Annotated in this window: 2 protein-coding genes; both read left to right on the top strand. The window is 38.8% G+C overall.

Annotation, left to right across the window (positions count from 1 at the left end; all coding sequences use genetic code 11):
• Window positions 1-490, top strand: a 490-nt coding sequence (locus tag Q0236_RS05755; protein ID WP_367274738.1) for a tetratricopeptide repeat protein, incomplete at its 5' end; no start/stop codon positions are given.
• The gene (locus Q0236_RS05750) at window positions 487-1,026 is read left to right on the top strand and encodes a hypothetical protein (protein ID WP_297915959.1); all 540 of its coding nucleotides are present in this window, start codon (window positions 487-489) and stop codon (window positions 1,024-1,026) included. The genes Q0236_RS05755 and Q0236_RS05750, both read left to right, overlap by 4 nt.
• Window positions 1,027-1,089 lie beyond the last annotated feature (63 nt).

Raw genomic sequence — 1,089 nt, 5'->3', positions numbered from 1 at the left:
TGGGCAAAATGCCCCTACGTTTAATGTGCCTAATGCGAATAATGGGGCTTTTGCAAATCAACCGCCTAAAAATGAAGTTATAGATTTCGGTCGTGCTCCGATGCCGCCTAAATCAAATTTTTCAAGCACTTCTGCAAATACTGCAAGTAGTGCTCCGCTAAGCTCAAGAATCGAGATTAAAACTTCAAATTTAAGTAGCGATAAACAGACTTTGGAGAGTAAATTTTACGCTACGAATAAGATCGAGTATTCGCTTTCATTGGCTGAGGAAGCGTATAATAAAAAGGACTACGATAATGCGATCAAATGGGCTCTTACTTCAAACGAGCTTGATAAAGATAACGTTACTAGCTGGATAATTTTTGCTAAAGCCAATTATAAAAAAGGTCGTAAAGAGGATGCGCTTTACGCTCTTGAAACCTTCAACGCAAAAGCGAAAAATAGCGAAATTTCAAGTCTTATTTCAAAAATTAGAAACGGGCAATTATGAAAATTTTATATATTTTAGCTTTTGCGATCGCGTCGTTATTTGCAGTTAGCGCCGATGACGTGCGCAACTGGGATCAGATAGGGCAGTATAACCGAATCTGTCAAGAAAGCGTGAGAAATTTATTTATCGAGGAGCAGAGCGAGGCGCTTGCGAATATGTATGCAAAGGCCTGCTTGAAGATGGATAAGGTAAATGAGCTCGTCGTGCCTACGGTGATGCTTTATAAGACGAAAGAGGCTCGCGAGAATGCTTCTCTTTATTCGACCATAATTTTTCAAAAAAAGATGCTTTATTTGGCGCTTTGCGACGGCGTAGACATAAGCTATATAAGAACGCCTAAAATTAATTATATTTTGTCTGAAATTTTTGATAAATTTACGGAGAGAGCATACGTAAAAAAGAGTGATACGTATGTCTTTACCCTAGAGAGCGGCGAGCGCGCCGAGCTTTTTATTAAGGAAGAGGAATCGGTAAAAAAGATGGTAGTTGCACTTTATACGGGCGATAAACTCAGCTCGATTAAAATTTATTGGTGATCGCGATGACAAAGATTGAAGAGCAGATCGTTGCGATCTTAATAAGAAACAATATCCTAACAA

The organism is uncultured Campylobacter sp. (genome assembly GCF_938031315.1).
Taxonomy (GTDB): Bacteria; Campylobacterota; Campylobacteria; order Campylobacterales; family Campylobacteraceae; genus Campylobacter_B.
The sequence above is the reverse complement of the archived record's forward strand: the minus strand, read 5'-3'. Positions and strand labels throughout refer to the sequence as shown.

What these genes read in the sequence shown, in the direction of transcription:
- Q0236_RS05750 (WP_297915959.1), top strand. Translation starts at nt 487, where the DNA reads ATGAAAATTTTATATATTTTAGCTTTTGCGATCGCGTCGTTATTTGCA.